The organism is Coleofasciculus sp. G2-EDA-02 (assembly GCF_040226375.1).
GTDB lineage: Bacteria > Cyanobacteriota > Cyanobacteriia > Cyanobacteriales > Coleofasciculaceae > Coleofasciculus.
Genome location: NZ_JAVKEW010000082.1, coordinates 35242 through 42161, shown reverse-complemented (window position 1 = coordinate 42161; position 6920 = coordinate 35242). Strand labels below are relative to the sequence as shown.

General features: G+C 46.4%; 8 protein-coding genes and 1 tRNA gene. 2 read left to right on the top strand and 7 right to left on the bottom strand.

What is annotated here, in order from left to right:
• Nucleotides 1-295: 295 nt before the first annotated feature.
• The 5 genes from RLO19_RS08565 to RLO19_RS08545 form a co-directional block, all read right to left on the bottom strand.
• Nucleotides 296-2311 carry a ribonuclease catalytic domain-containing protein gene (locus RLO19_RS08565; RefSeq protein ID WP_446355550.1) on the bottom strand — a complete coding sequence of 672 codons (2016 nt, stop codon included), beginning with the start codon at nucleotides 2309-2311 and terminating at the stop codon, nucleotides 296-298.
• Nucleotides 2312-2547: 236 nt separating this feature from the next.
• Entirely contained in the window at nucleotides 2548-2763 is a 216-nt protein-coding gene (gene rpsR / locus RLO19_RS08560) for a 30S ribosomal protein S18 (protein ID WP_446335065.1), read from the bottom strand.
• Nucleotides 2764-2826: 63 nt separating this feature from the next.
• On the bottom strand, nucleotides 2827-3021 hold the full coding sequence (rpmG, locus tag RLO19_RS08555; protein WP_446355548.1) for a 50S ribosomal protein L33: 195 nt from the start codon (nucleotides 3019-3021) through the stop codon (nucleotides 2827-2829).
• A gap of 54 nt (nucleotides 3022-3075) precedes the next feature.
• Nucleotides 3076-3633 carry an RDD family protein gene (locus RLO19_RS08550; protein WP_446355546.1) on the bottom strand — a complete coding sequence of 186 codons (558 nt, stop codon included), beginning with the start codon at nucleotides 3631-3633 and terminating at the stop codon, nucleotides 3076-3078.
• Between the two features lie 62 nt (nucleotides 3634-3695).
• Nucleotides 3696-4112 (bottom strand): hypothetical protein, encoded by a 417-nt coding sequence (locus tag RLO19_RS08545; protein WP_446355544.1) that lies wholly within the window; start codon nucleotides 4110-4112, stop codon nucleotides 3696-3698.
• A 201-nt stretch (nucleotides 4113-4313) separates the two neighbouring features.
• Between RLO19_RS08545 and RLO19_RS08540 the strand changes: the two genes are divergently transcribed.
• Together RLO19_RS08540 and RLO19_RS08535 are read left to right on the top strand one after the other, a co-directional pair.
• Nucleotides 4314-4385, top strand: a tRNA-Lys gene (locus tag RLO19_RS08540).
• Between the two features lie 67 nt (nucleotides 4386-4452).
• Nucleotides 4453-4740, top strand: coding sequence for a small RNA NsiR4-regulated ssr1528 family protein (locus RLO19_RS08535; RefSeq protein WP_446355542.1), 288 nt, complete (start codon nucleotides 4453-4455; stop codon nucleotides 4738-4740).
• Between the two features lie 115 nt (nucleotides 4741-4855).
• Here the strand turns inward: RLO19_RS08535 and RLO19_RS08530 are convergent, their stop codons facing one another.
• Nucleotides 4856-5635 carry an ABC transporter permease gene (locus RLO19_RS08530; RefSeq protein WP_446355540.1) on the bottom strand — a complete coding sequence of 260 codons (780 nt, stop codon included), beginning with the start codon at nucleotides 5633-5635 and terminating at the stop codon, nucleotides 4856-4858.
• A gap of 183 nt (nucleotides 5636-5818) precedes the next feature.
• Nucleotides 5819-6763 carry an ABC transporter ATP-binding protein gene (locus RLO19_RS08525; RefSeq protein ID WP_446355538.1) on the bottom strand — a complete coding sequence of 315 codons (945 nt, stop codon included), beginning with the start codon at nucleotides 6761-6763 and terminating at the stop codon, nucleotides 5819-5821.
• Nucleotides 6764-6920: the final 157 nt, after the last annotated feature.

Sequence of the window (6920 nt, the reverse complement as noted above, 5' to 3'; positions counted from 1 at the left end):
ACGAGCCAAAATTCGTACAATGCCGATTTCTCAGTCGGAATAGCACTTTTGTAAAAAACTTAAAAAACTAAATACTTGATAAGTACCGTAGGGCATACGGAAACTTCCTAATTAATTTAGGTAAAAGCTTGGAGAGCTACCCAAAAAAAGGGGTTCTAGATATTAAGTGATATTCTAGTTGACTTCGGGTAGGACATAATTGTGTAAGACCTAATTAGAGGTGACTCGAAAGGGCGATGATTAGCCCAAGAATCTCCCGCGTTTTAACCGGGAGAGTGTCAAACCAACTGACAATCTAGGTAGCCGCAGGTTCAACTGCTTGATCCATCAGTTCTCGAAACTGAATCACATCTTGACGTGGATCAGCATGAGTCACCTGAACATCCAAGCGATCGCCCAGTCTAACTGACCGCTTAAACCGCATGACTAACTCTAACCCTAAATCTTCCAACAGAATCAAGCCCAAGTTGTCGTGTTCGCGTAACCAACGCAGCATTAACGCTTGCCACACTTGATCCGGGTGACGCCGTAAATATTCCAATCCCCAATAACGATTGGTTTGGCGTTCCACAATCGCCGCTTCTGATGCTGCACTAGTCACGCCCTGCATGGTTTCTTGCAGGTATTGGGCAGAAAAGGGTAAGGGATCACCGCGCAGGTGGGCTTTTAGCTGAAAATGACTCAGCAAATCGGTATAACGGCGGATAGGAGAGGTAACTTGGGTATAAGTTTCCAAACCCAAACCTGCATGACGCAGGGGAGTAATACTCATTTCACTGCGAGGCATACAGCGGCGCATGGCACAGAAGCGCACAGGACCTGGGGGCAATACCAGCAATTCTTCATCAGAGGGAAGTTCCGGCTGGGGTTGTCCGCGAAAGGGGAGGGGAATTTGATGACTTTGACCATAGCGCCCAGCGACTTCCCCGGCTAGAATCATCATTTCTGCGACCATTAGCCGCGCCGGGGAATCCTCTAAAACTTGAATGATGATCTCATCTTGATTCCGGACTTTAATCACCGCCTCTGGCATGTGGATACTAATCGCACCCTGACTCGATCGCCATTCTTGGCGACGCTTTGCCCATTTCGCGATCGCGGCGATTTCCGGTTCTGCCTTCACCCCCAGTTCCAGCATTTCATCCACATCTTCGTAGGTGAGGCGATAGGTGGGTTTAATCAGGCTGGGGTGAATTTGGTAGTCTTGAATGCTGCCATCTTCATCCAGGATTACGCCAAAACTCAGGGATGGACAGACTTGACCCTCCACTAAACTCATTGGACCGGTTGCCAGTTCCGCCGGAAACATGGAAATCATGCCCGTCGGTAAATAGAGAGTGGTACTGCGCCGTCGGGCTTCTTTATCCAGTTCGTCTTCGGGTCTAACCAAGCGGGTTGGATCAGCAATATGAATCCACAGACGCTCTCTACCCTGTTCGAGTTGTTCTAAACTCAACCCATCATCGATTTCTGAGGTACTCTCGTCATCAACGGTGTATACCTTCAAATAAGTTAAGTCTAAACGGTCTTGATCAGGGTCGGGAGGCGGAGAATCCAAGTATTGTTGCACCAAGTCAAGCACCTCACGACGAAAGTGAACAGGGTAAGATGAGCGCCGCAAAAACAGATTCTCGTGAGGAGTCCAAATCCCTAAGTCTACCAACAGATCGAACGCCGCTTGGGGAGTTTGCGGGCGATCTAGGGTAGCTAATAGATCTTGGGCTGCACGAGATGCATTTTCTGGATACAGGACAAACCGTTCGAGCAGATCAAAGCGAGTGCGATCGCTCTCTTGCCAGTCTACCGCTTCGCCGTTGAGTTTCTGCTGAGTGCGCTTTAAAAATTCCTCTTGCTCTCGCTGCTTCGATTCTGTGGCTAATTGCTGATGTTTAATTTCAGCCACCTTAGCTGCTGGACGGGGTTCGTAGCTATCGGCTTTTTGTTTAAAGTATAGTTTGTCTTCCGATAGCAAGCAATGAGCGGCATAACACAGGGGTGGGCTTTGGTCAGAAAACAAAAGCTGTGCCATTTGTGCACAGGTTACGGCTTCTCCCTCTTCCACCAGCAACTCCCAAGCCACTTCTAGGCTGGATGGATCGAGATAAGGTTCGACTTGAGTGAGAAAGTCAGAAATTTCTGATACGTCAAATTTACCACCCTGGACTTCGTAGGTAAATTGCCGGGGATGAAGCGTGTGAGATTGACCACGTTCGTCAATAACCGTCCAGCGCGTTTTGCCATCTGGACGGTCTACGATCGCTAGATGACGATCTCCTTGCACACGAAATTCTATAAGTGTTCCTTTTTCCACCAGCTTCGCTAATCCCGGTCGTTTATCTTTATGTTTAGAAAGGCTCCTCTAGAAGCCCCCACTGTACTCCTCAGAGTCAGTGTGTGGAGTTATCAGACTCTATACCTAGTCTAACGGGTGATGGGTAATCCCAAAAGGGTTAGACGGGGCATCAAAGGATTCAATCATTTGACACCACCGTCTAATCAGATATCGGTTGTCTCACCGCACCTCACCCTCAGCTCTGTTGAGCCGCATCATCCCTCTTTATTGACGAAAGGTAATAATGCTAAGATGCGAGCGCGTTTAATGGAGCGCGTCAAAGCTCGTTGCTGTTGAGACGTAAGACCTGTAATCCGACGAGGCAGAATTTTACCCCGTTCGGTAATGAATTTGCGGAGTAATTCCACATCCTTGTAGTCAATCGGATCTCCAGGCTTGATCGGAGAAAGACGTTTGCGAAAGTAGGTCATGGGCAGTTCTTAGGGATTTGTGGTCATCAAGTTTAGTTTAGAGTGCATAGCCATCGTTCATGGCTATTTTATTTCTTTATGCACCGTATGCTTATTGCAGTGAGTGCAGAACTTTTTCAGTTCTAGACGCCCTGTGGTATTGCGACGGTTTTTCATTGTCGTATAGCGAGAGACACCGTTTGATCGCTTGTCTGGGTTAGTGCGACACTCGGTGCATTCTAAGGTTATAACGAGTCGGACTCCTTTCTTACTTGCCATAGTCTTACTTCTAAGAAATTAAATCAGGGTGTGAGTGAATTTAAACACAATCTCTTATTTTTGCATACGACGCCGAATTTGGGCAACCCATCGCTTCAGACGCAGATCGAGGGAAAACCCGCGACGGGTTTGAATCACGATGGTTTTGGCGATACGATCATGAAAGGCTTGCTGAGTTTCCGGTTCCGATAAAGCTATGCCACAATCGACTCCTAAGGGCGCAATTAACAGCAGCAAGGAGATACCATTCGCCAAACCGATATTTAAGCCAATCATGGCTAAGAGTGCACAAAAGCCCAGAATGCCTTCTCGTTTGCTTAGCGTCAATAGCCCTGGAAGTTTACCGTATTTAGCATCGAGCACTTTCATATCCAATGCCCAGCGCCCCAAACTCTGACCCTGATTGCTCGATACCAATACCACCCGCAGCCCTAACCAAAGCGCCATAAATACTAGCATTTGCAAAAAAGCATTTCCACCCGCCATCGAACTAACCAGCCAAATCGCGACAAAATCGATGAGGAAGGCACACACCCGCCGCTCTATTGGCACTTGAGGAAAGCGCTTGTGAATGGGTTCGAGTTCATACATGGTTAGGGTAGGGCTATGCAATCTCTATATCATTCTATGGTAACTGGAAATGAAGTTCCAGATGTAGCCGGCTATAATTTCGGCTAAGATTCAATTTTTTGACGCAATCTTTTAATTGTACTGGCGCGGCTAACGATTGTAGCCATACCCTTCTCAATTTGCACAAAGACTTTACCCGAAAAAACGTTACGCAAAGCCGGACGTTGGTAAACTACAAAATTATTGATTTCTGCTTGAGGTTCAAAACCCATCTCAGCTAGGGTATTATTGAGAGTTTGAGTAAATACTTTTTTATTCTTGAATTCTAGAGAGAGAGTCACGCTGCGATTAAAGTAAGCACCCAGTAATCCGGCGACTAGACCAAGAGTAATACCATAACGATAAGGAAGGGGTTGGGTTAAACTTAGCCCCAGAACTTGGGAGGCTAAAAGAGCAACAATTAGGGTCATGCCTGTGAAGTAATAATAGAACGTTGCCCAAAAACCAGGACCTAGTTGCATACAATAACCTCTCTAGATTCAAACCAAGACAGCCGGGAATCGAGTTTAAAGGATCAGATGTGATCTTAACGGGTGAGGGGTTTGGGGAGCTATAAGTCCCACAGCATAATCTTTGATTGGCTGTGGGATGATGTCACGAGAAGATCCATAGACAAGCTCTACTAAGTTGAAATTTTGCTATAGTAATCTAAAGCGAACGAAGGGCGACTAGCTCAACGGTAGAGCAGCGGACTCTTAATCCGGTGGTTCAGGGTTCGAATCCCTGGTCGCCCATTCCCCGACTCAAATAGGGCTGGCTTTTGATAATATACCTCAATACAACACTTAGAATGCTCTAAACATGTCCCCAGAAACCAACTTAGGTGCAGATGCGGTTGATCACGCGATCGCGAAGGGAGTGGACTTGGACGGAAGTCCCATTCCCACCGCTAAACTGGAACTCTACAACCAAGTGATGGCACTCGAAGCCAACCGACAGCGTAGCGGGGTATCAAACACGATGCGATCGCGGATTGTCCGGATTGGAGCAAAACATATTTCCCAAGACGAACTCAATCAAATGCTTATCGATGCTGACTTTGCCCCCCTTAAAGAGAAAGAAATTGCTTTTTATTACGCGGGAAAATAGCAAATAACCACCTTTTGGACTTTGGCGATTTTAATCGCGGAATCACACAAATATAGTCCGCACAGGCGGACTATATTTTAAAGAGTGCTTCCCATTAGAACAGATACAGATTGAATCAACGAAACAACTGGGGATAAATCTTTCGCCAAGCCAACCCAGCAAAAAGACCCATTCCTAAGAGTAGCCCGATTAACTTCACAAACCAGAAATTGGATAAGCCTAGGGGCCAGCGCAATAGGTCAACCAGAGCCGCAAGGGGCAATAGATTGGCAATATTTCCCAGTATAGGCGGTAACGTTTCACGCGGAAAGTAAGTCCCACAGAAGGTAAACATAGGGACGATGAATAAGAAAAGTGGCACGTTAATTTGGTCAATTGTTCGCATGGTTCCCGCCGTGAACAGTCCCATAACGCCAAATAGCATACTGCCCAAAATAATCAGGGGTAATGATATCAGTAAATGCCAGCCTGAGTAGAGTCCCCACACCACCGCAACTAATCCCGTCAAGCTACCCGCGATGATGCCTTTGGTGGTTGCCCATAGCCAGTCCCCCAAAAACACTTCTGTGAAGCTCAACGGCGCTGTGAGTAGAGCTTGCCAGGTTTTTTGGAATTTCAGGCGAATAAAACTGCCAAAAGCGCCCTCAAAAAAGGATTGGAATAGCACACCGATGGCAATCATACCAGGGGCAATAAACTTTAAGTAGGAAACCGTTTCACCGTTGTAGGTGACATCGCCGACTAAGGGACTAAGCCCATAGCCAAAAGCGACGAGATAAATGATCGGTTCAGAAAGCGGAGGTAAGCTATTTACTAGCCAAGTTTTCTGATAAACCCTAGCATGACGATGCCAGACTGAGTAAACTCCCCAAGGAGTAACAGAAATGCCTTTCATTTTTATTTGCGATTTCAAAGATTTTGTTTTGAATGAATCTTGAATGAATCCTTTGTGGCAGCTCTCTTAGCTAACAAATGACTGTAGGGGCGGGTTTGAGTCCAATCCTTTGTTGCCACCCAGATGCTAATAAACCCGCCCAGACTAAATGGGAGAATTCTTTGACAAATGACAAATGACAAATTATTCAAGTGATGTACCTGTCAGGTGCAAAAATACATCGTCTAAATTGGTATGGCGACGGGTTAAGCTAAAAGGATTGGTAGCATCCAGACATTCCCAAAGAGGGTGGGGATTGTCTGCTGGTAAGCCAATCAGGTAACCATTGCCAAAAGAGCGATACCACGTTTGATACTGATGGGCGAGTTGTTGGAGAATTTCTGCTGAAATGCCCTCAATTTCTACAACCTCTGTGCCAACAGTACGCTCAATCAGTTCTTCAGGAGTGCCTTGGTCAATCATTTTACCCTGTTGGAGTAAAATAAGGCGATCGCACAATCGTTGCGCTTCATCCATATAGTGGGTTGTCAATAGCACCCCACAGCCCTTTTGCTTAAGCTGACTGACTAACTTCCAAAAATCTTGCCGCGCATGGGGGTCAAGCCCCGTTGTCGGTTCATCCAGAAACACCACTTGTGGCTGATTAATCAACGCCCGTGCTAACACCAGACGCCGCTTCATACCGCCAGAGAGTTCATCAACCCGATGTTTAGCATAATCTTGCAACCCCACTTGTGCTAGTAACTCCCCTGCCCGTTTCCGAGCCGCTTTGCCGACAATTCGGTAGTGATGGGCAAAGAAAATCAAGTTATCGAAGACACTAAAATCGGGGTCAAGATTATCTTCTTGAGTAACAATTCCCATCGAGGAACGCGCCAAACGTCCTTGAGATTGGATTTGATACTGTCCGAGTTGCACAAAACCCCGACTGGGAATTACTGAACCATAGAGCATTCCTACTGTCGTGGTTTTCCCTGCACCATTGGGACCAAGCAGACCCAAAATTTCTCCCGAATTTATGGTAAAATTAACACCTTGAACAACATGGTTTGAACCGTAAGATTTCCACAACTCATAAGCTGTGAGTACCACGGACCGGGTTTGAGGTTGAGCTGTTGTCAGAGTCATAGGTAATGATGATTACACCGCCGATTGTTTGCTTTATTGTCAAGAGAATAGAGTCACCTTGAAAAGCCCTAGGGTAAGTTTCAGATATTGTATTATACTGTAATACACACTTAAGTCAAGCTATCACAGGCGGTGAAAACTTCACCTCACCCAATCA

Bases quoted from the DNA above. Each gene is read 5' to 3' on its own strand.
- rpsR (WP_446335065.1), bottom strand. From the start codon at position 2,763: ATGACCTACTTTCGCAAACGTCTTTCTCCGATCAAGCCTGGAGATCCG.
- rpmG (WP_446355548.1), bottom strand. From the start codon at position 3,021: ATGGCAAGTAAGAAAGGAGTCCGACTCGTTATAACCTTAGAATGCACC.
- RLO19_RS08545 (WP_446355544.1), bottom strand. From the start codon at position 4,112: ATGCAACTAGGTCCTGGTTTTTGGGCAACGTTCTATTATTACTTCACA.
- RLO19_RS08535 (WP_446355542.1), top strand. From the start codon at position 4,453: ATGTCCCCAGAAACCAACTTAGGTGCAGATGCGGTTGATCACGCGATC.
- RLO19_RS08530 (WP_446355540.1), bottom strand. From the start codon at position 5,635: ATGAAAGGCATTTCTGTTACTCCTTGGGGAGTTTACTCAGTCTGGCAT.
- RLO19_RS08525 (WP_446355538.1), bottom strand. From the start codon at position 6,763: ATGACTCTGACAACAGCTCAACCTCAAACCCGGTCCGTGGTACTCACA.